Annotated in this window: 17 protein-coding genes; 8 read left to right on the forward strand and 9 right to left on the reverse strand. The window is 67.8% G+C overall.

The window, feature by feature from the left end; translation table 11 throughout:
• Positions 1–21: 21 nt before the first annotated feature.
• The 6 genes from MHZ91_RS19390 to MHZ91_RS19415 form a co-directional block, all read right to left on the reverse strand.
• A complete protein-coding gene (locus MHZ91_RS19390) occupies positions 22–1,686 on the reverse strand; it encodes a CHAT domain-containing protein (protein ID WP_175123800.1) in 1,665 nt (554 codons plus the stop codon).
• A gap of 26 nt (positions 1,687–1,712) precedes the next feature.
• Positions 1,713–4,532, reverse strand: a complete 2,820-nt coding sequence (locus tag MHZ91_RS19395; protein ID WP_239215252.1) for a PAS domain-containing protein — start codon at positions 4,530–4,532, stop codon at positions 1,713–1,715.
• Between the two features lie 22 nt (positions 4,533–4,554).
• Positions 4,555–6,579, reverse strand: coding sequence for a C1 family peptidase (locus MHZ91_RS19400; protein WP_239215253.1), 2,025 nt, complete (start codon positions 6,577–6,579; stop codon positions 4,555–4,557).
• A gap of 26 nt (positions 6,580–6,605) precedes the next feature.
• Positions 6,606–8,060: a peptidoglycan recognition family protein gene (locus MHZ91_RS19405; protein WP_239215255.1), complete on the reverse strand. Its 1,455-nt coding sequence runs from the start codon at positions 8,058–8,060 to the stop codon at positions 6,606–6,608.
• Positions 8,061–8,278: 218 nt separating this feature from the next.
• On the reverse strand, positions 8,279–10,546 hold the full coding sequence (locus tag MHZ91_RS19410; RefSeq protein ID WP_239215257.1) for an FdhF/YdeP family oxidoreductase: 2,268 nt from the start codon (positions 10,544–10,546) through the stop codon (positions 8,279–8,281).
• 15 nt (positions 10,547–10,561) lie between these two features.
• The gene (locus tag MHZ91_RS19415; protein WP_239215259.1) at positions 10,562–11,866 is read right to left on the reverse strand and encodes a chloride channel protein; all 1,305 of its coding nucleotides are present in this window, start codon (positions 11,864–11,866) and stop codon (positions 10,562–10,564) included.
• A gap of 295 nt (positions 11,867–12,161) precedes the next feature.
• On the opposite strand from MHZ91_RS19415, the gene MHZ91_RS19420 reads away from it, so the two are divergent.
• Genes MHZ91_RS19420 through MHZ91_RS19430 form a run of 3 tightly spaced genes read left to right on the forward strand, consistent with a single transcriptional unit; the run spans position 12,162 to position 14,043 of the window.
• On the forward strand, positions 12,162–12,839 hold the full coding sequence (locus MHZ91_RS19420) for a CsgG/HfaB family protein (RefSeq protein ID WP_175123795.1): 678 nt from the start codon (positions 12,162–12,164) through the stop codon (positions 12,837–12,839).
• Positions 12,840–12,850: 11 nt separating this feature from the next.
• On the forward strand, positions 12,851–13,387 hold the full coding sequence (locus MHZ91_RS19425) for a DUF4810 domain-containing protein (protein WP_239215261.1): 537 nt from the start codon (positions 12,851–12,853) through the stop codon (positions 13,385–13,387).
• Positions 13,387–14,043 (forward strand): DUF799 domain-containing protein, encoded by a 657-nt coding sequence (locus MHZ91_RS19430; protein WP_175123793.1) that lies wholly within the window; start codon positions 13,387–13,389, stop codon positions 14,041–14,043. The genes MHZ91_RS19425 and MHZ91_RS19430 overlap by 1 nt, the downstream gene beginning before the upstream one ends.
• Before the next feature lie 73 nt (positions 14,044–14,116).
• On the opposite strand, the gene MHZ91_RS19435 is transcribed toward MHZ91_RS19430, so the two are convergent.
• Together MHZ91_RS19435 and dkgB are read right to left on the reverse strand one after the other, a co-directional pair.
• Positions 14,117–15,226, reverse strand: coding sequence for an alkene reductase (locus tag MHZ91_RS19435; RefSeq protein WP_239215263.1), 1,110 nt, complete (start codon positions 15,224–15,226; stop codon positions 14,117–14,119).
• Positions 15,227–15,274: 48 nt separating this feature from the next.
• Positions 15,275–16,078: a 2,5-didehydrogluconate reductase DkgB gene (gene dkgB / locus MHZ91_RS19440; RefSeq protein WP_239215264.1), complete on the reverse strand. Its 804-nt coding sequence runs from the start codon at positions 16,076–16,078 to the stop codon at positions 15,275–15,277.
• A gap of 122 nt (positions 16,079–16,200) precedes the next feature.
• Between dkgB and MHZ91_RS19445 the strand changes: the two genes are divergently transcribed.
• A complete protein-coding gene (locus MHZ91_RS19445) occupies positions 16,201–17,103 on the forward strand; it encodes a LysR substrate-binding domain-containing protein (RefSeq protein ID WP_175137126.1) in 903 nt (300 codons plus the stop codon).
• Positions 17,104–17,200: 97 nt separating this feature from the next.
• Complete coding sequence (locus MHZ91_RS19450; protein WP_175123789.1) at positions 17,201–18,112, forward strand: DUF4261 domain-containing protein; 912 nt, start codon at positions 17,201–17,203, stop codon at positions 18,110–18,112.
• A gap of 105 nt (positions 18,113–18,217) precedes the next feature.
• Here MHZ91_RS19450 and MHZ91_RS19455 read toward each other — a convergent pair whose 3' ends face one another.
• Entirely contained in the window at positions 18,218–20,911 is a 2,694-nt protein-coding gene (locus MHZ91_RS19455; RefSeq protein ID WP_239215265.1) for a LuxR C-terminal-related transcriptional regulator, read from the reverse strand.
• 180 nt (positions 20,912–21,091) lie between these two features.
• Between MHZ91_RS19455 and MHZ91_RS19460 the strand changes: the two genes are divergently transcribed.
• Genes MHZ91_RS19460 through MHZ91_RS19470 form a run of 3 tightly spaced genes read left to right on the forward strand, consistent with a single transcriptional unit; the run spans position 21,092 to position 24,845 of the window.
• A complete protein-coding gene (locus MHZ91_RS19460) occupies positions 21,092–22,318 on the forward strand; it encodes an ABC transporter substrate-binding protein (protein WP_239215266.1) in 1,227 nt (408 codons plus the stop codon).
• Positions 22,315–23,427, forward strand: a complete 1,113-nt coding sequence (locus tag MHZ91_RS19465) for an alcohol dehydrogenase (protein ID WP_239215267.1) — start codon at positions 22,315–22,317, stop codon at positions 23,425–23,427. The genes MHZ91_RS19460 and MHZ91_RS19465 overlap by 4 nt, the downstream gene beginning before the upstream one ends.
• Positions 23,424–24,845 (forward strand): aldehyde dehydrogenase family protein, encoded by a 1,422-nt coding sequence (locus tag MHZ91_RS19470; RefSeq protein WP_239215268.1) that lies wholly within the window; start codon positions 23,424–23,426, stop codon positions 24,843–24,845. The genes MHZ91_RS19465 and MHZ91_RS19470 overlap by 4 nt, the downstream gene beginning before the upstream one ends.
• Positions 24,846–24,874: the final 29 nt, after the last annotated feature.

The following is a 24,874-nucleotide window of genomic DNA, read 5'->3' on the forward strand; positions in this document are numbered from 1 at the left end:
TGCCGCGGGACCGCCGCCCGCTCAGTCGCGCACGATGGCCATTGCCGATGCCCACGTTGGCAGGTCGCCCGCGTCGCCCTGCGCGGCCTTGCACGCATAGCGGTAGGCCTCCGCCAGGTCCTTGGGCTGCGTCGCATCCAGGTACACGTCGTAAAAGCGCTGGATGTAGCGGGCGCAGGATTCTTCCTCGACCTGCCAGCGAAAGGCCAGCACGCCGGCCGCGCCCGCGCGCATGACCTCCAGCGCGGTGCGCACCGACGCGCCGCTGCACGAAGACAGCACCAGCAGCTTGCACTTGCCCGCCTCCATCCACTGCCCGATCAGCCGGATCGACAATTGCCAGGCCTCGCCGTCCTCGCCGGGCAGCACCAGCATCGTGCTTTCGCCTTCGGACACCGAATGGCCGGCAAAGTGGAAGATGTCGTAGTTGCCCGTCCGCAGACGCTCTTCGATGCGGCGCTGCAGGTCCGCACCCACGAGCCCCGCTTCATCGGCGGCACGCACGTGGTCGATGATCAGGTGCCCCGGCGCGCGCGCGGCCAGTTCCGCAAGGTGCTCGCGCTCCTTGGCCACGGATTGCAGCGGCCCGAACTCCATCGCTGGCAGCGCGGGCCCGCCGTCCTCGCGCCGGAAGGTGACGGTGCCAAACACCGAACTGGCGTCCATGAACAGCATCCGCACCGGCTGGCCGGGCGTGCGCGCGTCCGGCTCCCAGCGCGGCGCGGGCGCCGTGCCGTCCAGATGCAGGCGCCGCGCCATCGGCAGTTCCAAACACAGGTAACGTCCGCTGTCGGCGCCGAACTCGCGGCCCATCTCGAAGGGCAGGTTGAACAGGCGCGACACCTCCTGGCTCGCCAGGTTGAATTCAAAGCGCAGGTCCAGACCCGCGAAGGCCCCCGCGCCCGGCGACACTTCCTCGTCGCGCGCCCGCTGGATCAGCTTGGCGACCGGCGCGCCCAGGCTGTGGGTCACCATGGCGCTGAAGACGTCCTCGCCCACGCCGCTCAGGTCTTTCAGCCATTGCGGCGCCTTGGTCTCGCCCAGATAAGGACTGAAGGTCTCGATACGGCCCACCAGCGCGGAGATGCGGTCGCGCTCCTTGTACGGCATGTCCTGCGACGAATACTCGTGGCGTCCCATCTGGATGCGGTAGGTGATGGAGTGCTCGCCCACGCGAATGATCAGCCGCCGCCGGCGCTTGGGCGCAAGCGGCGTCAGGCAGGTGAGCACGGTGGCGACTTCCGCGCCGCTGTTGACGTTGGCTTTCGCATCGTTGGTCCACATGAAGACCTGGGGACGTTCCAGCACATAGCGCTGCACCAGTTCGGGCGGGTCGACCGCCAGCACCAGCAGCGGGACCGACGAGCGCGCGGCGATCCATTCCAGCAGTTCCACGGCTGCCGCGCCGGGCTTGCCGCGTTTGCTGGCCGTGGAGCCGAGCCGGGCGTCGATGATGACGAGCCGGGGTTCGATGCGGGGTGTGGACATGTCCCACGATTCGAGCTGCGTCTTGGCGCTTTCGAGCGACGTGCGGCGGCGCAGCTCCGCGCCGACGAACGGCGCAATCGCGGGGTACTGCTGCACAAGGCGATGCAACTGGGCAAGGTTGTTGGCCCAGTCGTCCTCGTGCTCGTCGTTCATGCTGGCCAGCAGAATGAAATTCGGTCCGGCGGCGTCTTGTTCCATGATGGCGATTCCATGATCCCGATGGCCTAGCCGGCCCGCAGCGGCAGGATCAGCGTGAACGCGCGCCACGGCGGCGTGACGGACTCGTAGGCCTGCGGCGGCGCATCCGATAGCGGCGGGTCGGTGACAAGCGCGCCGCCGTGGTCGATCACCGTTTCCTGGATCTGCGTGATGGCGATGCTGGCGCCGTCGTGCGCCGCGCGTTCGGCGTTGAGCAGCGCGTCGTCGGGCACGGCGTGCACCGGCGGGTCGGACTCCCACACCTGCTCCTCGCTCAAGCCAAAGCGGATCTCGCAGCCGTCCGGCCCGGTGTCCAGGTCGATCGTGACGCGGGCGTCGTCCGCGTTGCGACTGCGCAGCAGGTAATCGATCATCGACCGGAAGGCCGCGGACAGCGCCTGCGCATCGCCCGACACGGTCGGACCGTCGCGCGAGGGCGAGTGGTTCGTGAACGCGATCCGGCGCTGATCGCGCGCGGGCAAGGCGGTCACCACCTCCTGCAGGCGCGCGCCCACTTCCACGTCGCTATGCATGGCGCGCGTGCGCCGCCGCGATTCGCTGGCGCCGGCCAGCCGCTCGAACGTGATGTCGGCCTTGCCGATCTCGGCCACGATGCGTTGGCTCAGATCCTGCGCCTGCGCCGCAACGACGTCCGCCGGCGCGCCCTGGCGGGCGTCGTCGTGCAGCAGCACGGTCTGCGACGTCAGGCTGCACGCCAGCGACAACGAGGTGCGTGTCTGCCGGGCCACTTCGGCCACGGTCTCGCGCAGATAACGCAGGTCGCGCGCCCAGCCCAGATCCGCGATGTCGGTGAAGAACCAGATCGACATGTCCAGGCTGGGATCCAGGTCGGTCCGCGTGGCCAGGACGGAACGCGGCTGGCCGGTGCTGTCCAGCAGTTCGATTCGCTCGCGCTTGACGGTAAAGGTGGAGGTCAACACGCCCAGCGTCGCTTCGTCGCCCGCGATGGCGTAATCGGTGATCGACGGCGATTCGGTCTGGCTGCGTCCGCGCCGCGGTTCCGCGCCCAGCATGTCGGTCGCCACGCGGTTCATCTCGATGACGGCGCCCTCGCGTCCCACAAACACCACGGCCTGCTCGGTTTCCGCCATGAGGCTTTGCTTGGTCTGGCTGAGCAGATGCTGGGCCAGGCCTTCTTCCAGCGACGCGATGATCTGCATCAGGTCGTCGATATCCGGGCCCTTGAACGCATGCGACACCGAGGACTCCACGTCCAGCAGCCACCGTATCCGGCCGTTCAGATGGATGGGGACGGTCATGGCCGAGCGCAGCGGCCGTTTCGGGCCGCCATAGCCGTGCTGCGCGTAGATGGGGTTGCCGATGTCGTCCACCGCCAGCAGGCACCCCTGCGCCAGCGTCGCGCCCAGCATGCCCTTGTCGGTGGGTTGCTGATAACCGGGCGGCAGCGCGTAGGCGGGCGCCAGGCTGTGCTGCGTGACGACTTCGAACCGGTTCTCCTGGCGGTTGACGCGGTACAGCGCCACGTGGTCCCACGAGAAATGCTGCGCGAGCTGGACGATGATCTCATCGGCCGCCTGGCGCAGCGAGGCAGCGGCCATCACCTTGCGCCGCAGGGAATCCGCGAACTCGGCGCGCTCGTCGTCGCGTTCCTTTTCAAAGCGCATCAGCACGGGTTCAAGGTCCAGCGTGCGCAGCATCTCCAGATGCCGCTCCCCATACGCGCCCGGCTGCCGCGAGCACAGGCTGAGCGCCGAGCTGTAGCCGTCCGCGCGTGTTACGGGCAGTGTGACCGAGGCCTCGATGCCCAGGTCCTGGTAGCAGCGCACGACCTCGTTGCCGGGTTCGGGCATGTTCTCGCGGACGAATGTGCCGATCTCGTCGACCCACGTCCGGCCGGAATCCAGGAACGCGCGTATCGTCGGCGGCAGGTCCATCCAGCGCGCGGGCCACAGCTCCACGCCCTCCGGACGCACGGCGATCGCGCGGAACAGCGACACGTCGTTGCCGTAGATGCCGAACACCGCGTGTTCGAACGGGATAAGACGCCGAATCTGCTCCAGGATGCGGTCCAGCTTGGCGCGCCAGCCGCCAATCGCCGGGTCCAGGGCGATGCGCCGGATCTCGTCGCGTGCGGATTCCAGCGTGCGCGACTGGATGACGGCAATCACGCCCAGCAACTGGCCGTTCGGCGCGGGATCGGGCGTCATGACCAGCTCGAACTGCCGGTCGGCGTCGTCCGGGACGGGAATGGCGATGGTCACGGCGACCATGGCATCGCCTTCCGTGTCCTCGATGCAGCGCAGGATGGCGCGCTGCACCGGTCCGCCGTCGGACGGCCGGAAATGTGCCGCCAGCCGGGTGCCGCACAGCGCGTCGCGCGGCAGGCCCAGCGTGCGCGCCGCCTCGGGGTTGGCAAAGCGGATCACGCCTTGAATGTCCAGCCGGAACACCGCGTAGGGCGTGCGCTCGAACCGGTGGGCCTCGGCGTCGCGGAACGGCGAGCCGTCATTGACCAGCACGATGAGTTCGCCGCTGTCCAGCGTGCACAGCGGGATGAGCTGCGCGGGCACGCGCGCGCCGCCGGGGCGCCGATACACGACGTCGACGGCGCCGTCGCCCATGCGCAGCGGTTTGGCAAGGCCGTAGACCTGGCTGACGTGGCGGCCGACGAGCGCATCGCGCGCCAGCGGCAGGACGCTGCTGGCCGCCACGATCTCGCCGGTGGCGGCCAGCACGAGGCAAGGCACGCCGACCTGGGACAGCACGCGCGCAACCTCCGCGGGCTCGCCAAACAGGGAAAACTCGCGCAGCGCCGCGTCCCGGGGAAGCGCCGGGGCGTCGCGATAGGGTTCCATCTCTGTCATGACAAGACCTCTTCACCTGCCGTCACCGCTTGATGAACGCGATGACCTGCTGTTGCGTGCCCTTGTCGTTGTCGAATCCGCCGTGCGTGCTGGACGCCACCGGCGCCACTCGGGCGGTGGCGGACGGGCTGCCGGCCGGCGAGACGTGGACCGCATCGCACGGAATGGCGGCCTCGCGAAAGTAGCGTTCCATGCCCAGCAGCGGCGTGGTGGTGCCGCCTTCGAACGATTCGCTGACCAGGTACAGCAGCGAGCGCCGGTACGGCCCGCAGGTCGGGTCGTCTTCTTCGGCGCGATCCGACAGATGGAATTGCTGATAGCGCTTCACGCGGCTGCCCAGGTGCGGCACGACCAGGTCCTGGAAGGTCTTCATCGTGACGGCGGGCGCCATCAGGCTCAGCGATTCCAGTTCCCCGCCGTCGGCGGTCAGGCGCTTGACGAAGTGGCTGGCGACGATGGCGCCCGCCGAATGGCCCACGATGTGCAGCCGCACGCGGCCACGTGCGACGTGCGTCTTGAAATGCTTGTACAGCAGGATCATCGCGGCCTCTTCGCCGCCGTTGATGGCCGGCTCGCTCATGGCTTCGGCGTTCTGCTTCATCTCGCCCCAGATCACCGTGCCGGGGCGCGCCAGCCAACGCTCAAGCCGCTGATTCCACCAGCGTTCCAGCCGCTCGCCGATGCCGCCGGTGGTGCGCGGCACATTGCTCGCCGCGTCGCGGATGATGTTCTTCACGGTGCTGATGAAGTCCGTTTCCCACATCAGGAAGACGGGGAAGATCTGGTTGTCGTACAGCAGCGGAATCCATTCGGCGGCGGCCTCGGCCGCGTCGTTCTCGCCGACCAGGCCGCCGTGCGCGTAGACGCAGACATCCATCGGCTTGTCCTTCAGATTCCAGCGTTCGCGCGCGGCGCCCATGTGCACATCCACGATGGCGCGCAGGTCGTCCTGTGTGGTGCGAAAGGCCCCGCTATTGCTGAGCTTGCCGTTGTTGCCGACGTTGACGATGAAGGGCGTAAGCTCGCGATCGCGCAGCACCTTGCCCGCCGCCAGCGTCACCTTCTGACCTTCCGTGCGCAGGCTGATGCTGTTGGCGATCCGCTCGTGCTCGTGTGTGACCACGCCCAGTTGCACGACCCAGCAGTCCATTGCGTTGCGCAGCCAGTCGTCATAGGTCAGCACGGCCATGCCGTGCGTGCCCCATTCCTCGCCCCACGAGTTCTGGATCAGAAAGCCGTCCTGCGTGTAGCCGACGATGACGAAGGCGTGGCCCTGCATCGCCATGTCCTGCCCGGTGGTCGGAATGACCCAGAACGGCCGGGTGACGGGCGTGGGCTCGTCATCGTGCGGCGTGACGCCGTGGCCGTCGTCCCAGCCGTCGTGGCAGCCCGCGCTGGCGTACAGAATGCCGACCTCGTTCAGCGCGGCGTGCATTTCCACGATGCTGCGCGTGTCGATCCGGTAGTAGGCGCCCAGCGGCCGCTTGACCGCGTCCAGCCACCAGTCGTCTTCGGGGCGCTTGGCGGCAGGCGGCATGTCGATGGTGGGGAACAGGCCCTGCGCGCAGGCGCCATGCCGGAACCAGCCTTTCAACGCGCCGCGCAGGCTGGAGCCGCTGTCGTCGACCGATCCCGGAAACTCGTCATAGCGCCGGGCCATGGAATACAGCATGTAGGGCGAAATGGCGGGGCGCGAGTCGCGCTCGGACTTGCGCAACAGGTATTCGACCACCGTGGACAGCGCAAAGCCGGTGCAGGCCGACGTTTCGCCCTGGTGCTTCACCGTCAGTCCCATCACGGGAATCATCTCTGCCTTGGGCGTGACGGAAATGTTGGGCCGGAACAGGATGTCGCGCGCGTCGAAGGCATCGGGCTTGGCGGACCGCTCAAATAGCCGCGCGGCCGGGGCGTCATCCTGCTTGCGGCGCTTGCGGGCCTTCGCGGGCGGATCTTCCGGCGCCGGGGCGGACGCTTGCGTCACGCGTTTGGGCTTTTTCTTTGCCGCGGGCTTGGCCGCCGTGCGCGCTGCCGCCTTTCGGGTCGCCATGTCGTTCTCCCAATGCCGGCGGCCGGCTAGGACGCCAGCTTCAAGCTGGCGATGTAGCGCGGCGCGTCGGCGGCCAGCTTGGCCTCTACGTCGTCGCGCAGCTGTTCATACAGGGCGGCGTTCAGCGTCAGGCGCTGCGCGCAGGCCCAGAAGTTCACCTGGCGCGCGCCCCACTGCGCAAACAGGAAACGCTTGCGGCTGTCCACGGCGCGAAAGTAGTAGGCGCCCAGCGCCATCGACAGCCCGCCGCCGCGATCGCGCTGCACCGCGCCCAGCTGGAAGTTGCCGCCCGACTGCGACGACGCGTGAAAGTCGAAGAGCTTCACGGTGTCGTCGTCTTCGGCCAGCTGGCCCAGCGCGGTCACGGCCTGGTCCAGCACTGCCAGCTGATCGCGCCGCGCGACGGCCAGCAGCAGGTCGACGGCCACCTGGTCCATGCGGAACTCGCGCTCGTCTTCCTCGTGATGGGTGAAACTCATCTGTCCGCTGGTCCACCCCAGGTTCTCCAGCACTTCCACGTAGGTCTGATACCAAGCCTGCGACTGGGTGAATCTGTCATGCGCGGCGCTGGCCGCGCGTTGCGCCAGTTGCAGCGAATACAGCACGTCGCCGCGTTCCTGCTCCTGCAGGCCCGCCGCAAACGACAGCACGCTGCCGGCGTTGATGCTGGCCTGCGGCGCCTGCCGTGCGGTCTTGCCCGCGGCGCCGGCACGCAAGACGGCGCCAGAACGTTTGGCGGGCGCGCGCCGCCGCGCGACGGGCATGCCGGGCGGCTCCAGCGTCTGCACCGCCAGATCGTTCAGGTAACCGTGGATACCAACCGCGTTGACGCCGTGGTCCGGCATGGTCGAGGTGGGCGCGGCGCTTTTGGATGCACGGCGCGCGGCCGGACGCGGCGGCGGGGCGGGCGACACCAGCGCCCCATCTTCCGAGAACGTGGCGGCCAGGATGAAGTCCGCTTCCGCCGCGGAATAAGCGGGGTCCCAGTGCGAGTTTTCGGGGACGTGGCAGTGGCCGAAATGCCCGCTGGCCGAATCCCAGATGGCGGGGTCGCGGTTGTGGCCGCCGGGATCCTTGCCGTTCTTGGCTGGCAGCGGGCGGCCAGACGGCCACTTGCGGGGGATGCCGTGCTGTTCCTCGATCCAGCGGCACAGGCGCGCCACGTTGGTCAGCGCGCGGCTGTCCTTGGGCAGATGCGCGAATCCCACCAGCTCGATCTGCACCGCCGAATCGCGGTTGGTCTGCACGCCGCCCGCATCGTTGCGCAGCGCTCGCGCGCCTTCTGCGGTGTCGACGTGCTGGAAGATGGTGGTGGCGTCGACCGTGAAGTGGGGGTCGGAGCGGTTGCGGCGGAACGCGTCCATCGCACCCTGCGCGGTGCTGCCCTCGGTGGTGTGATGGACGATCTTGAAGGGGCCGCCAAGATGAGGCCCGCACGAACCCGATATGGGCCGCCACGTCGCAAAAGGACATCGTGCCATCGATGGTCTCCTGGGAACGGGCGCGGGTGTTCTTGGCAAGACGACATGACGACGATGATGCGGCGCCCATTGCAGGGATATATATGCGGACCTCATCCGCCTTGCTAGTAGCCGAAAGTATTAATCCTTGAATTTGCAATGGTGCTTACGCATCATCCGGCCCCGCTTGCGCTCGTCCAGAGGGATGAGGCGCGGCGGCCGGGGGCATGCGGCGGCGCTCAGGCCGCTTTCTGGATCCGCACCGGAATCGACTTGTAGCTGGGCGTGCCGCTTGCCGAGTCCTGGTAATCCAGCGGGCACAGGTTGTTGGCTTCCGGGTAGTACGCGCCCACTGACCCTGCCGCGATGTCATGCTGGATGGCCGTCAGCCGCAGCCGCCGGTGCGTCTGGCCGGGCAGGCTGGTGACGATCTCGACCTCGTCGCCGTGCGCAATGCCGTAGCGCGCCAGGTCGGCGGCATTCATGAACAGCACGTCGCGCCGGCCGAACACGCCGCGATAGCGGTCGTCCATGCCGTAGATCGTCGTGTTGTACTGGTCGTGGCTGCGCAGCGTGGTGAGCCGCAAGATGTTGCCTTCGACGATATCCGGATCTTCGCGCAAACCCGCGAACGGAATGAATTCCGCCTTGCCCGACGCCGTCTTCCAGATGCGCTCGGTGGGCGGCAGCGGCAGCCGGAAGCCGCCGGGAATGCGGATTCGTGCGTTGTAGTCGCGGAAATCCGGATAGATCTTTTCGATCAGGTCGCGGATGCGGTCGTAGTCCTCGATCAGGTGCGCCCAGTTGACGCGGCTGTTCGGCAGCGTCGCCTGCGCCATGCCGGCGATGATGGCCGGTTCCGAACGCAGGTACGGCGAGGCGGGAACCAGCTTGCCGCGCGAGGCATGCACCATCGACATCGAATCCTCGACCGTGACCGATTGCGCGCCGCCGGCCTGCACGTCGCTCTCCGTGCGGCCCAGCACCGGCAGGATGATCGACGCCTTGCCGATCAACAGGTGCGAGCGGTTCAGCTTGGTGTTCAGATGCACCGCCAGATCCAGTTGCCGCATGCCGCGCTCGCAGGCCTCGGTATCGGGCAGCGCAATCGCAAAGTTGCCGCCCAGGCAGATCAACGCCTTGGCGCGGCCCGCGGCCATCGCCTTCATGGCTTCGACCGCATCATGGCCGGTGCGGTTGGGAGGCCGGAAGCCGAAGGTCTGCTCGACGTGGTCGAACATGGTGTTGTCGATCTTCTCGGTGATGCCCACCGTGCGGTTGCCCTGCACGTTGGAGTGCCCGCGCAGGGGACAGATGCCTGCGCCCGGCTTGCCGAAGTTGCCGCGCATCAAGAGCAGCGCGGCGATCTGCTGCACGTTGCTCGTGCCTTTTTCGTGCTGCGTGATGCCCATGCCGTACGTGACGATGGTGGCGTTGGAACGCGCATAGGCCTCGGCCACCAGCTCCAGGTCGCGCCGGCGCAGTCCGCTGGCCTGTTCGATGTCGGTCCAGCTCGTGGCGTCCAGGTCCTGCGCGAAGGCCTCGTAGCCGTTCGTGTGCCTCGAAATGAATTCGTGGTCGAGCGTGTTGCGCCCGTCGCGGTCCGCGTCCATCAGCGCCTTCATGATGCCCTTGAGCGCGGCGGCGTCGCCGCCGACCTTGACCTGGTAGTACGTGGAGGCGATGGCCGTGGAGCCGAAGGTGCCCATCTCGATCGGGTCCTGCGGATCGGCAAAGCGCTCCAGCGAACGCTCGCGCAGCGGGTTGAACACGATGATGGGCACGCCGCGGCGCGCGCATTCATGCAGGGTGCCCATCATGCGCGGATGGTTGGTGCCGGGGTTGTGCCCCATCGAGATGATGAGGTCGCACTCGTCGAAGTCGTCCAGCGACACCGTGCCCTTGCCGATGCCGATGGCCTTGGGCAGCCCGACGCTGGTGGCCTCGTGGCACATGTTGGAGCAGTCGGGGAAATTGTTGGTGCCGAATTCGCGGGCGTACAGGCTGAAGAGAAACGCGGCCTCGTTGGATGCGCGGCCCGACGTATAGAACTCGGCCATGTCCGGGTCCGGCAGGCTGGCCAGCGTCTGGCCGATGCGTGCAAAGGCGGCGTCCCATTCGATGGGCTGGTAAGTGTCGCTGGCGGCGTCGTAGGCCAGCGGATGAGTCAGGCGGCCTGCGTTCTCCAGGTCGTGATCGGTCCAGGTCAGCAGTTCGGTCACCGTGTGCGCGGCAAAGAACTCGGGCGTCACGCGCTTGCGGGTGGCTTCCCATGTGACGGCCTTTGCGCCGTTTTCGCAGAACTGGAACGTGGACGTATGCGCCTTGTCGGGCCAGGCGCAGCCGGGGCAGTCGAACCCGTCGGGCTTGTTGGTGCGCAAGAGCAGCACGGGCGCTTCGGCAATGCGCATCTGGTTGGCCACCGCCTGCGCGGTCGCCTTCAACGCGCCCCAGCCGCCCGCCGGGGCGTCGTAGCGGTGGATGCCAGTGGGTTTGCCTTGGGACATGCGGATCTCCGGATTTCAGGAAGCGGTGCGCGCGGCGGCGGGGGCGTCGGCAAGCCGCGCGCCGCGGGCGGCGAGGTAGCGGCTGGTCAGGACCGAGCCGGCCACGGCCACGATGATGGGGACAAGAAAGGCCTGGTCGACCCGGGTGAATTCCAGGATCAGCACCACCGCGGTGAGCGGCATGCGCATCGACGAGGCCAGAAAGGCGGCCGCGCCCACGACGGCAAATGCGCCGGGCGGCGAATCGGGCCAGGCCAGGCTCCATAGGCCGCCCAGCACGACGGCCATTGATGCGCCGACGGCGATGGCGGGGGTGAGCAGACCGCCCTCCGCGCCCGCGCGCAGCGTGCAGGCGACCACAACCACCTTCATCACGGCCAGCGTGGCGGCCAGGGCGATAGTCAGTTCATTGTCGAAACTCAGTTGCGCCGGCCCCTTGCCGTTGCCCAGCAGCGCGGGAAGATAGATGGCAAGCAGACCGATCAGTGTGAAATTGACCAGGCAGGCCACGGGCAATTGCCAGCCCCGGGCGGCCTGGGCGCGCGCCGCGGCGGTCAGCCGCTGCCAGCCGTGGGCCGCGCATCCGAACAGCGGCCCGGCGGCGATCGCCCAAACCACGAGGCTGGCGTTGATCTGCATGGCGGGTACGGCGTACTGGATGTCGTTGCCCAATCCCGCCCAGGCCACCACGGCGCCAATGCAGCAGGCAATGAGCGCCGCGACGACAGCAGGCCAGGCGAACGAGCCCAGCAGGACTTCCAGCACGAAGAGCGCTGCGCCGAGCGGCACGTTGTAGACGGCGGCCAACCCCGCGCCGGCGCCACAGGCGATGACGATCCGGTGCTGCGCGGGGGCAAGCCGCAGCAGCGCGGCCAGCCGGCCGCCCGCCAGCGCGCCGACTTCGCGCGGCGCCACCTCGCGTCCCAGCGGCGATCCCAGGCCCACCGTGATGATCTGCAGGATGGCGTGCGCCATCGTTGTCGCCGGGGGCATGGCTTGCGTGGGGTCTGACACCGCGTTCTTGACGCTGACCAGGGGACGGCCATAGCGATAGATCAGCCACCATCCGCCGCCGGCCGCCAGGCCGCACAGCACCAGCGCCAGCACGCGGCGCGGGCCGCTGGCGGCCTGTACGCCTTCAAGAAAGGATTCGTGGCTGATGATGTGGCCGCCGCCGTAGCCGTATGCCAGGTGCTGGACGGCGTGCAGCAACATGCCAAGCAGCATGCCGCCCAGACCGGCGAACAGGCCGGTCAGGACGACCGCCAGGAGAAACCGCGGGCGCAGCCAGGAGGGATCGTCGGGCGTTGGATCGTTCATACCAGGAGGGGCTCCCGTCGTTGGCGCGCTGACCGAAGGGCCGTGCAAAGGCTGGCGCGCGCTGCGATGAGGCAGTGTATGGCCCGGCGCCGCCGCGCTGGGCGTCCGGCGCCCGAAAACCATACTTATTGGTTAGGCGGTAATCCGCAGTTTCCTTGTTGAGCGTCAAAAAGGACCGGAATTTGGGCTTTATTTCAAATAGTATCTAAGTAATTCAGTACATATACTCCGGGTTCAATTCAATGGACGGATGCCGCCCGCCGCAAATGGCGCCAGGAGCGGCCTGGAGAAAAAGATGTTGAACAAGGTTGTAAAGATCGGGGCATTGGCCTTGCTGTCCACCGTGGTGGCGGGTTGCGCCACCGAGCGTTCCCAAGCCGTGGCCGTGCCGGCCGTCGCGGCGGCCAGCAAGCCGTACGCGGGCGTGCGCAGCCCCATTTCCGTCGGCAAGTTCGACAACCGCACCAATTACCTGCGCGGCGTGTTCTCGGACGGCGTGGACCGCCTGGGCGGCCAAGCCAAGACGATCCTGGTCAGCCACCTGCAGCGCAGCGGCCGATTCCAGGTGATGGACCGCGACAACCTGTCCGAAATCGCCCAGGAGGCCGCGTTCAACAAGAAGGCCGCCCAGATCAAGGGCGCGCGCTACGTCGTCACGGGCGACGTGACGGCCTTCGGCCGCAAGGTCACCGGCGACCAGCAACTGTTCGGCATTCTGGGCCGCGGCAAGGAACAGGTGGCCTATGCCAAGGTCGACCTGAACGTGGTGGATGCCACGACCTCGGAAGTGGTCTATTCCGCGTCCGGCGCCGGCGAATACAGCCTGTCCAACCGCGAAGTCGTGGGCTTTGGCGGCACCGCCGGCTACGACTCCACGCTGAACGGCAAGGTGCTGGACCTGGCCATCCGTGAAGCCGTGGACCGCCTGGTCGACGGCATCGAACAGGGCGCCTGGCAGCCCGCCCGCAACTGACGGAGGCCGGGATGACCATTCATACCCACCAACCCCGCACGGGCGCCGCGCGCGCGGGCCGCGCACTGGCGATCGCCGCCCTTGCCGGCGTGCTGTCGGCCTGCGTGCAGCAGCCCAAATCCATGTATAGCTGGCAGTCCTATCAGGGCTCGGTCTATTCCTACCTGAAGGACGACGGCGGCGATTACGCGACCCAGACGCTCGCCATGGAACAGAACATCGAGACGGCGCGCGCGTCCAACGCCGAACTGCCGCCCGGCTTCCGTGCGCATCTGGGCATGCTCTACATGAAGATGGGCGACGGCGACAAGGGCGTCGAGCAGATGCAGGGCGAGAAGGCGGCCTTCCCGGAAGCCGCGCCTTTCATGGACTTCCTGCTGCGCAACGCGGGCAAGCCGCAGACGGTTGCCGCGCAGGGGGCGGGTACGGTGGCTGCGGGGGCGCCTGCCGCGGGTTCGCCCGCCGCAGGTTCGCCCGCTTCGGTCAAACCCGCTGCCGCCGCGCCGGCCGCGCCCGCCGAGGCCGGCACGTTGAAGAAGGGATCGTGATGATGAACAAACTCATGCGCGCCGGCCTCGTGGCCATCGTGGCGCTGCTGACCGGCTGCGTGGCGCCGCCCCAAAACAACGTCGACTACACCGCGTTTCGCGAAAGCAAGCCGGCGTCGATCCTGGTGCTGCCGCCGCTGAATACGTCGGTCGACGTGTCGGCCACCGCGGCCGTGCTGTCGCAGGCCACGCGCCCGCTCGCCGAATCCGGCTACTACGTGATTCCGGTTGGCGTCATGGAAGAAACGTTCAAACAGAACGGCCTGACTTCGCCCGACGACATCCACGAGCTGCCCGCCGTGAAGCTGCGCGAGATCTTCGGCGCCGATGCGGCGCTGTACATGACGGTCAAGCAGTACGGCGCCAGCTACGCCGTCCTGGCCAGCACCGTTACGGTCTCGATCGACGCTGAACTGCTCGACCTGCGCAACGGCGCCAAGCTCTGGAGCGGCTCCAAGCAGGTGGTGCATGCCAACAACAACAGCAACGGCGGCCTGATCGGCATGCTGGTGCAGGCGGTGGTGGATCAGGTGGTCAACAACCTGACGGATCGCAGCTACAGCGTGGCCGGCATGACGAACGCGCAACTGCTCAGCGCCGGCACGCCCGGCGGCATGCTGTACGGGCCGCGCTCGCCGCGCTACGAAGCGCAGTAAACCGGCCGGATGACGGCTTACCGCCCGCGCGCCAATTCTGGCGCGCGGGCGGCTTCGTTTGGGGCGTGTGGATTTACCGCGCCCCGAACACCGGATAGTCCGTCAACCCGCGCGCATCGCCACCGAACAGCGTGTTCCTGTCGTGCTCGGCCAGCGGTTCGTCGTGACGCAGGCGCTCTGGCAGATCGGGATTCGCCACGAACGGACGGCCGAAGGCGATCAAGTCCGCCCAGCCGGCTTGCAGCGCATCGCGTGCGCGCTCGGCCGTGTACTTGCCGGCGTAGATCAGCACGCCGGGATACGCGCGGCGCAGCGCCGCTTTGAAAGACAACGGCATGTCGGGGGCGTCGTCCCAGTCGGCTTCGGCGATGTGGATGTAGCCCACGCCGATCTCGCCCAGGCGCTTGGCGGCCGCGGTGTACGTGGCGACGGGGTCCGCATCCACGCAGCCGTTCAGCGTCGTGAGCGGCGCCAGACGGATGCCGACGCGGGCCGGGTCGCCCAGGGTTTCGACCAGCGCGCGCGCCACTTCGTCCAGGAAGCGGATGCGGTTTTCCAGCGAGCCGCCGTACGCGTCGGTGCGGTTGTTGGCCTCGGAATCCAGGAACTGGTTGACCAGATAACCGTTGGCCGCGTGCAGCTCCACGCCGTCAAACCCGGCCGCGATCGCGTTGCGCGCGGCCTGGCGGTATTCCTCGACGATCCCCTGGATATCCGTGACCGACAGCGCGCGCGGCGCCGAGGCCTGCACGAAGTTGGGGCTGCCGTCTTCGTTCTGGATGAAGACGTTGACGCCCTCTGCCTGAATCGCAGACGACGACACCGGCGCCTGTCCGCCCAGCAGGCTGGTGTGGCTCAGCCGGCCCACGTGCCAGAGCTGGGCGTAGATGCGACCGCCGGCGGCGTGGACGGCGTCGGTCACGCCGCGCCAGCCGGCCACCTGGGCGGTCGTGCATAGGCCGGGCGTGCCGGCGTAGCCCTTGCCCATCGGCGAAATGTACGTGCCCTCGCTGACGATGAGGCCGGCGCCGGCGCGCTGCGCGTAATAGCGCGCCATCAGCGCGTTGGCGCAATCGCCGGGCTGCGTGGCGCGCGAGCGTGTCATCGGCGGCATGACGATGCGGTTGGGCAGCGTCAGGCTGCCCAGCGCCAGCGGTTGGAACAGCGGATCAGTCGTGTGCATGGTTGAATTCCGTTCAGTTCAGTCGCGTTCGGTTCTGTCCGCTTCGGGTTAATCCCATTCCGCCGCCAACCCTTCCGGGCTGACTTCGCGGCCGTTGCGTTCCAGCGCGGCGATCTGCGTCATGTCGTCGTCCGTCAGGCGCAGGTCCTGGGCAAGGAGGTTGCTGGCCAGGTTGTCGCGCTTGGTCGACGACGGGATCACGGCATAGCCCAGTTGCAGGGCCCAGGCCAGCGCGACCTGCGCGGGCGTGGCTTCGTGGCGCTGCGCGATCTGGCCGATGACCGGATCCTTGAGCACCTTGCCGTATGCCAGCGTCATGTACGAGGTGACGTGAATGCCCTGTTCCTTCAGGAAGGCGGTCAGCGTGCGGTTCTGCAGGTAGGGGCTGAGCTCGATCTGGTTGGTGGCGATTTCTTCGCGGCCCACGGCGGCGATGGCGGCGCGCGTTTGCGCGATGGGGAAATTGGAAATGCCGATCTGGCGGGTCAGACCTTGCGCCTTGGCGTCGGCCAGCGCGGTCATGAATTCGTCGACGGAAACGCCGTTGTCCGGCGCGGGCCAGTGGATCAGCGTCAGGTCCACGTAGTCGGTGCGCAGCTTGGCCAGGCTGTCCTTCAGGCTGGGGACGAGCTTGTCCTTCGCGTAATTGGGCACCCAGATCTTGGTGGTGATGAACAGGTCTTCGCGGGCCACGTTGGACTCGGCGATGGCCTGGCCGACGTCGGCTTCGTTCTCGTAGATCTGCGCGGTGTCGATGGCGCGGTAACCGACGTCCAGCGCGTTGCGCACGGAATCGATGACGGTCTGGCCTTGCAGACGGAAGGTGCCGACGCCAAAGGCGGGGATGCTCATGTAAAACTCCTGGGGGTGTGCGTGGCCGAACGTGCAGTGTTCGGGAATGGACGTAGTGTGCCCGCCGTATCCTTGCGGAAAAATACCGGTATCGGCGAAATACTTTTGATAAAACGTCAAATATGAAAACCACCCTCGACGAAATGCAGGTCTTCATCGCCATCGTGGACAGCGGCTCCATCACCGCCGCCGCCGACGTGCTGGGCCAGACCATCTCCGCCACCAGCCGCACCATGAGCCGGCTGGAAGAAAAGCTGCAGACCACGCTGATGCGGCGCACGACAAGGCGGCTGGCGCTGACCGAAGAAGGCAAGGCCTACCTGGAGCAGGCGCGCCGGATCATCGCGTCGGTCGAGGAGGCCGAAGAGCTGATGAACCTGCGCCGCAACCAGCCCGCGGGCCTTTTGCGCGTGGATGCGGCGTCGCCCTTCATGCTGCACGTCATCGCGCCGCTGGTGCCGGCCTATCGCAAGCGCTATCCGCAGGTGGAGTTGGAGCTCACCAGCAACGAAGGCAACATCGACCTGCTGGAGCGGCGCACCGATCTGGCGTTTCGCATCGGGCGTCTGAAGGACTCGTCGCTGCACGCGGTGGCGCTGGGCACGAGCCGGGTGCGTGTGCTGGCCAGCCCGGGTTATTTGGCGCGGCACGGCACGCCGCGGCGCGCTGCGGATCTGGCCTCGCACGTGCTGCTGGGCTTTGCGCAACTGGAACCGCTGAACGAATGGCCGCTGCTGGATGCGGACGGCCAACCGGTGCATATCAAGCCGCAGGTGCGCGCCCACAGCGGCGAGACGCTGCGCCAGCTTGCGCTGAACGATGGCGGCATCGTGTGCCTGTCCGACTTCATGACGCGCGGCGACCGCGCAAGCGGCGCGTTGCAGCCGCTGTTCGTAAAGCATTTGCTGGAAGTGCGGCAGCCGATCAACGCGGTGTACTACCGGAATACCGCGATCTCGTCGCGCATCAAGTCCTTCATTGATTTCGTGGTCGAGACGGTGGGGACGCGCGGATTCGAGGAGTAGCGGGCGCGCGAAGATGTATCCAATGGCGACCTCGGCGGTGCATGCGCCAGCGGGATCCTTATACTGTCCCCGTTTTTATTTCGAACCCTGGACACGCATGAGCCTCTTCTCCCGTTTCTTCGGCCGCAAGGAAGCCTCCACCGACGCCGCTGATCCCGCGGATTCCAACGCCCTGCTGGCGAATCCGGACATCGCGCAGCCGTTGAGCCTGCAGGTCCTGTTCGCCGCGCCGCTGGCGATTTCCGAGGCGGCGCTGACCGATGCGTTGCGCGCGTATCACCCGACGATGCAACAGGCGCGCGCCGAAATCGCGCCCGACATGCCGGAATTCCTGGGCATGGTCGGCTGGGACAAGCACGTCGTGCGGCTGGTAGGCTTCAATGCGCCCTACCCCAAGGACGCGCTGGAAACCTGCGTGGCGCCGTCTCACTATCCGGCCACGGTGAAGGACGAGGTCCGCGCGCATGTGAGCCACATCATCCTGTATTACGCGGGCTACGAGACCGATCCGCTGGAGCAGTACGTGGCGATGGCCGCGGTGGCGGGCGCCTTGGCTAATTTCAAGGCGCTGGCGGTGCTGAACGAGCATGCGCATACGTCGCTGCCGGCCGGCGTGTTTGCCGACGAGTCGCTGGGCGACGAAAGCATGGACCTCCTGCGCACGCTGCCGCTGAACATGCTGTATTGCGGCTTCGTGAAGTATGAAGTGGAAGGCGTGCAGGGCGTGTGGATGCGCACCTATGGCGGCGATGCGTTCGGCCTGCCGGATTTCGCGGCGCTCGCGACGGGCCATGACGAGGGCGAGATGTACTCGACCATGTTCAACAACATCATGGGCTACATGCTGGAAAGCGGCGCTGAGCTGGCTGCAGGCCACACCATGCAGATCGGCGAGGACGCCTACATGAAGCTTCGCGAGCCGGCCAAGGAGGAGTATTACCTGGACGGTCCGGGGCAGGTGCTGGTGGCGGAGATCATCTCGGCGGATCAGATCAACACGCCGGAATAAGTCAGGTCCGCGCGTGCCGCGATTGGCGCGCCGCGATCGGATGGGCCGCGATCGGTCGGGCCGCGCCAGGCCGGGCCGCGTTGGACCGAGTCACCACCGGCTCGGTCAGAGCAGGCCCGCGCTGCGGGCCCGCGCCACCGCCTGCGTCCGGCTGTCGGCGCTGAGCTTGACGTTCAGGTGGCGCAGATGCGTGCGCACGGTGCTCTCGGAAACGAAGAGCTGCCGCGCGATGGCGCTGTTGGAATGACCCTCGGCCAACAGGCGCAGCACGCGCAGCTCCTTGGGCGTAAGGCCTTCCGCGCACGGCGATTGGGCGACCGGCGTGATCGGAGCGGCTGCGTAGGGGTCGACCTGCGCCAGGTAGCGCTGCCACCACGCACGCGCGCCTTCTGACGCCAACCACGCGTTGCCGGCCGCTGACGCGGCATGGCGCTGCAACAGGTCGGCCAGCGCCGCGCCCTCATCCACCAGCACGCGGCACAGGCCTTCGGATTGCGCCGTCTGCAACAGCGGCGCAAGCTGCGCCGCTGCCGCACCATCGTCCTGCATCCGCGACAGCGCCACCGCGCGAAACAACTGAAGCTTGTACGCGCGCCGCACGCGCCGCGCCGCCAACGCCTTTGCGATGTCCTGATCCAGTTCAAGCAGCGCGGCGGCGGGATCGCCGTCATACGCCGCGCACCGCAAACGTCCCAGCCGCGGATACAACAGGTCGTTGGCCGGCAGCCGCAGCGCTTCCACGCGGCGCCACAGGTCGGCGTCGTCCGCGCGCAGCAGTTCGTCGCGCGCGGCCTGCGGATGGCCCTGCATCAGCAGCACGCGTGCGCGCTCGACGCGGGCGCTGGCCGCGATGCGCGGCAAGCCGCGCTGGTGGCCCAGATACTCCAGTTCGCCCAGCAGGTAGAAGGTCTGTTCGGCATCGCCTTCATAGAACGCCACACGCGCCTGCATCAGATAGCCCAGGATCAGATGGTCCGGCAAGCCGACGTCGCGCCCAAGCGGCACATAGACCTGCAGCAGCCGCGCAGCCTGCGCGAGGTCGCCGGTCTCATACACCCACGCGGCATACAGCACGCCGGCCCAGGCGTTGCCGTTGGCCTGTCCGTAGGCGCCCTTGCGCGTGGCGCGCACCGCCATGCGAAAGCGCGCGCCCGCCTGGCGCATGCGCCCTTCCTGCAGGTCGATGATGCCCTCGACCGCTTCCGAGTACATCAGGTTGAAGGTGCTGGCGCTGCGGCTTTGCGCGCGCCGCGCGGTGTCCAGCAGCGCGCGCGCTTCGTGGTAGCGGCCCAGGACGGCGCTGACGTTGGCCATGGCGTTGGCCAGCGCGGTGTCGGTGAACGACAGGGCGTCGCCCAGCGAGGCGACGCTGGGCATCCCGGCGGCGTAGGCTTCTTCCTGACGATCCATCATGGACAACAGCAGCGGCTGCAACGCGCGCACGTGTGCTTGCACCGCGGGATCGGCGCTGCCGGCCAGCTTCAGGTCCGCCATCAAGGCGGACGCCTCGCCGGGACCGCGCGTGAAACAGGTGGCCCATATCTGCATGGCCTGCAGCAGCGGCCGCGTGGCAAGCACGGCGGCGGGCAACTGGCCCAGCCAGCGCGACAAGAGGCGCATCCGGCCCTCGGCCAGCAGCGGCCCGGCGTGCGTCTGCAAGAGCGCCAGCGCGCGGCCGAAGTCGCCGCCGTCGATGGCGTGGTCGATGGCCGGCACGGGCCGGCCCTGCGCCTCATACCAGCGCGAGGCCGCAAGGTGCAGGTGCGCGATGTCGCCCGGCGCCTGCGCGCGTAGCTGCGACTGCAGGTAGCTGGCGAACAGGCTGTGATAGCGGTAATGACGTTCGTCGGTGGCGGTGCGCGTGAGCAGCACGTGGCCGTCTTCCAGTTGCTGCAGCAGGTCCGCGCAGTCCAGGTCGGGCACGAGGGCCTGGCACAGCGGCGCGCTGAGCTGCTTGAGGATGCTGGTGCGCAGCAGGAAGCGCCGCAGCGCAGGTGTCTGGCTGGCCAGCACGTCCTGCGCCAGGTAGTCGGCCACGGACTGGTCGCTGCCGGAGAACCGTTCGATGAAGGCGGCGGCCGACGGCTGCCGCGCGAGCGAGGCGGACGCCAGGCACAGCGCGGCCGCCCAGCCCTCGGTCTTGCGATGCAGCAGCTCGACCTCGGCAGGCGTCAGCATGGGTTGGCGGCGCGCGAAGAACTGCGTGGCCTCGTCCACCGAAAAGCACAGTTGCGCGGCGTCGATCTCCAGCAGCTGATTGGCCGCGCGCAAGCGGCCCAGCGCCAGCCCGGGCGTGTGCCGCGAGCCGATCAACAGCCGGCCGTGCGCGGGCAGGCGCCCGATCAGGTCCTGCACCAGGTCCAGCACTGCGGGGGCGGTGATGGCTTCGAACTCGTCCAGGACCAGGGCGAACGGCGCCTCGTGCGAGGCCACGGCCTCGACCAGCGCCAGCGCCAGCGTGTCCTCCGAATCGTGGGCGGCGAACGCCGCGCTGGCGTCGCCGGACAGCGCACCCAGCGCCGCCATCAGGCAACGCAGAAAGCGCGAAAGGTCGTTGTCGGCGCGGTCCAGCGTCAGCCAGGCGGTGCGCATCGGCGCGCTTTGCAGACGCGCCTGGCATTGCGCCAGCAACGTGGTCTTGCCGTAGCCCGCAGGGCCGCGCGCCACCACCACCTTGGGTCCTTCCGGACGGCAGATCGCCTCGCACAGCGCAAGCCGGGCGACGTGATCGCCATGCGCGGCCGGGGCATTGAGCTTGCCGCTGGCCAGCGCGTGTTCCATCGAGAACGAATGACGCATGGGCTGCCTGTTCGAGGACTGCGGTTTGCGGGGATCGTTGCGGGAAAACCCGCGATGCGCGCGAAAAATCGTCGCTTTGGACGAAGGCGAAATCGCGTGCCTACGATACAAAAGGACGCTCCCCGGAGCAATACGCACACCGCCGCAAAGACGGCGTAAACCGATAACGGAGACAAGTCCATGGCAATACCCAAACTGACGTTCGCGCTGGCGGGCGCGATCCTGGCCGCAAGCGGCGCGCACGCGCAGAACGCTGCGGCTCCCGTGAAGATAGGCATCATGGCCGACATGAGTTCGGCGTACTCGGACATCGGCGGCAAGGGGCTGGTCGAGGCCGCGCGCATGGCGGTGCAGGACTTCGGCGGCTCGGTGCTGGGCAAGCCGATCGAGCTGGTCTTTACCGACGGGCAGAACAAGGTGGACGTGGCCAGCGCCGCCGCGCGCCGGTGGTTCGACCAGGACGGGGTGGACATGATCACCGACCTGCCGACGTCCGCGCTGGCGCTGGCGATCAGCGAACTGGGCCGCGAGAAGAAACGCGTCGTCATGGTGACCAGCGCGTCCACGTCCGAACTGACGGGCAAGGCGTGTTCGCCCTACACGGTGCACTGGACCTACGACACCTACGCCCTGGCCAACGGCACCGGTGCGGCCGTCACGGAACAGGGCGGCAAGAACTGGTTCTTCATGACGGCGGACTATTCGTTCGGCTACGCGTTGCAGGGCGATGCGTCGGCGGTGATCGAACGCAACGGCGGCAAGGTGCTGGGCGCGGTGCGCTCGCCGCTGAACACGCCCGACTTCAGCTCGTACCTGCTGCAGGCGCAAAGCTCCAAGGCCGGCATTATCGGCCTGGCGCTGGGCGGCAACGACGTCATCAGCGCGATCAAGCAGGCCGCGGACTTCGGCATCGGCCGGCCGGGCAGCTCGCAGCGGCTGGTGGCGCTGCTGGCCTTCCTGTCCGACGTCAAATCCATCGGCCTGCCGCTGGGCCAGGGACTGCTCCTGACCGAAGCCTTCTACTGGGATCAGAACGACGCCACGCGCGCATGGTCGCAGCGCTTTCAGGACAAGGTTGGCCGCAAGCCCACCATGACGCAGGCGGGCACGTATGGCGCCGTCACGCACTACCTGAACGCGGTCAAGGCCGCGGGCACCAAGGACGCCGACGCCGTCATGGCGAAGATGCGCGAGATGCCGATCAACGACTTCATGACGAAGGACGGCAAGCTGCGCGTGGACGGCCGCGTGGTGCGCGACATGTACCTGTTTGAAGTGAAGAAGCCGGCGGACTCCAAGAGCGAGTGGGACCTGTACAAGCAGGTTGCGGTGATTCCCGGCAACGTGGCGTTCCGTCCGCTGGACAAGGGCGGCTGCGCGCTCGCCAAGTCCGGAGGCGCGGAATGATCAGCTATCAGGTCACAGCGTTTGGCGAACCGCTGACGCGCGCCGAACGCGCGACGCCCGCGCCGCAGGGCAGCGAGGTGCTGCTGCGTGTGCTGGCCGCGGGCGTCTGCCACACCGACATCCACACCTGGGAAGGCTCGTACGACCTGGGCGGCAGCAAGCGACTGAGCATGCAGCAGCGCGGCGTGACGCTGCCGTTGACGCTGGGGCACGAGACCGTGGGCGAAGTCGTTGCCACCGGGCCGGACGTGCCCGAGGACGTGCAGCCGGGGCAGCGTTACCTCGTCTATCCCTGGATCGGCTGCGGCGACTGCAAGGTGTGCCGACGCGGCCGCGAGAACCTGTGCGCGTCGCCGCGCTTTCTGGGCATCTTCCGCCCCGGCGGCTACAGCGATCACATCGTGGCCCCGCACGCGCGCTACCTGGTCGATATCGGCGAACTGCGGCCCGAGCAGGCCGCGCCCTACGCGTGCTCGGGCCTGACCACGTACAGCGCCATCCGCAAGATTCCCGAGGACGTGCTGGCCGAGGAATCGGTGGTGGTGATCGGCGCGGGCGGGCTGGGGCTGATGGGCGTCACGCTGCTGCGCGCGATGGGATGCGGCAACGTCGTCGTGGTGGAGCCGGACGGCGCGCGCCGGGGCGCGTCGCTCGCGGCAGGCGCGCATGCGGTCATCGACCCTGGCGCAGCCGATGCCGCCGCGCAGGTTCGGCAGGCTGCGGGCGCGGTGTGGGCCGTGATCGACTGCGTGGGCGCGGCCAGCACCGTGCAGTTGGGCCTGGAGCTGCTGACCAAGGGCGGCCAGCTCATCCTGGTGGGCCTCTTTGGCGGCGAGCTGTCTCTGTCGCCCGCGCTGGTGCCCATGCGCGCCATCAGCATCGAGGGTTCGTACATCGGCAACCTGGACGAACTGCGCGCGTTGATGGCGCTGGTGCGCGAACGCAAACCCATTGCGATTCCCACCGCGTGCCGCTGCCTGGATAACGCGCAGTCCGCGCTGGCGGATCTGGCCGCGGGCCGCGTGGTGGGCCGGCTGCTGCTCACGCCCACCGACGGCACGGTTCCTGAAGCATCCCCGGTCACTCTTGAACAGGCAACACAACCATGAGCATCAATCTGGATTCCGATTACACGATGACGGTGAACGGCCGCGCGGAGACGTCGCCGCAGACCTTCGACGTACTCAACCCGGCCACCGAGGAGCGCATCGCGGCCGTGCCCGATGCGTCGCTAGACCAGTTGAATGCCGCCATCGCGGCGGCCCGCGCGGCGTTCGGCCCGTGGCGCGACCGCCCTATCGGCGAGCGCCAGGCGGCGCTGCGCAAGATGGCCGATGCACTTGAACAGCACGCCGACGGCTTCATGCGCCTATTGACACGCGAGCAAGGCAAGCCGCACGCGGACGCGCGCGCAGAAGTGGGCCGCTGCGTTGCCTGGCTGCGCGCCTTTGCCGCGCGCGAGCTGCCGGTGGCGCATCACGACAGCGGCGCGGGCCATCGTTTCGAAACGCGTCGCGTGCCCATCGGCGTGGTCGCCGCCATTGCGCCGTGGAATTTTCCGATGACGCTGGCCATCTGGAAGATCGCGCCGGCGCTGCTGGCCGGCAACACGGTGGTGCTCAAGCCCTCGCCGTACACGCCGCTGACCTCATTGAAGATGGGCGAACTGTTTCGCGGCCTGCTGCCGCCCGGCGTGCTGAACGTGGTCAGCGGCGGCGACCGTCTTGGGCCGTGGCTGACCGAGCATCCCGGCATCGACAAGATCGCCTTCACCGGCTCCACCGTGACCGGCCGCCGCGTCATGCAAAGCGCGTCAAGCCGGCTCAAGCGGGTGACGCTGGAGCTGGGCGGCAACGACGCGGCCATTGTGCTGCCCGATGTCGACGTCAAGGAAACGGCGGCCAAGCTGTTCTGGGGCGCGTTCCGCAATTCGTCGCAGTATTGCCTGGCGACCAAGCGGTTGTACGTGCACGAGTCCATCTATGACGCGTTTGCCGACGCGCTGGCGGGCGAGGCGGCCAACGTCGTCGTGGGTGACGGTTCGCAGCCCGGCACCGGACTTGGCCCCATCCAGAACCGCGCGCAGTTTGAACGCGTGAAGGACCTGATCGCCGACGCGCACCGGACCGGCGTGCGCTTTCTGACGGGAGGCGAGGTGCCGGAGGGCAAGGGCTACTTCGTGCCGGTCACCATCCTGGACAATCCGCCCGACGATGCGCGCAGCGTGGTCGAAGAGGCCTTCGGGCCGGTGCTGCCGCTGTTGAAGTACCGCGAGATCGATGAGGTGATCCGGCGGGCCAACGACACCGAGTACGGATTGGGCGGTTCGGTGTGGTCCAAGGATGTGGCCCTGGCGCAATCGATTGCGCGGCGGCTGGAGACCGGCACCGTGTGGATCAACCACATCCACGTCATGTCGCCTGACGTGCCCTTTGGCGGGCACAAGCAGTCGGGCGTGGGTGTGGAAAACGCGCTGGACGGACTGCTGGAATACACCAACACGCAGACGGTGTCGGTGCTGGTGTAGCGGCAAGGGCCGGCGTGGTGATACGCCGG

It is taken from the genome of Achromobacter sp. ACRQX (assembly GCF_022346505.1).
Classification (GTDB): Bacteria; Pseudomonadota; Gammaproteobacteria; order Burkholderiales; family Burkholderiaceae_B; genus Achromobacter; species Achromobacter animicus.